At 41.3% G+C, this 310-nt stretch carries 1 protein-coding gene; it reads right to left on the bottom strand.

Features of this window, described 5'->3' with window-relative positions; all coding sequences use genetic code 11:
- On the bottom strand, positions 1 to 310 hold a 310-nt coding region (locus tag HC175_RS22505), incomplete at both ends, for a type III PLP-dependent enzyme domain-containing protein (RefSeq protein ID WP_209310218.1).

The following is a 310-nucleotide window of genomic DNA, read 5'->3' as shown; positions in this document are numbered from 1 at the left end:
AATTTACGCCAATGTTCTGTTGAACAAGATCATAATAAACAAAATTACCAGGATGAATACTGTCCACACCTTCGAAATCTTCTGCAAGGCTACAGGAGGGAGTATCTCCCAAACCGATCTTCAGTTCCGGGAATTCTTCTTTAAAATGCCTTTTTAGGGCCTTCAGCTTATTAAGGACTCCGGCAGAAATCTCTTTAACTTCTTCCGGAGATGTTGCAGCATAAGTTTGTCCGGGATGAGAGTAGAATCCGTAAAACTGAAGACGGGAATTTCTGGTGGATTCGAGAATGTCGGAAATCTGAACATAATC

The sequence above is a fragment of the Salinimicrobium oceani genome (assembly GCF_012037645.1).
This window is presented reverse-complemented; position numbering and strand designations above follow the sequence as displayed.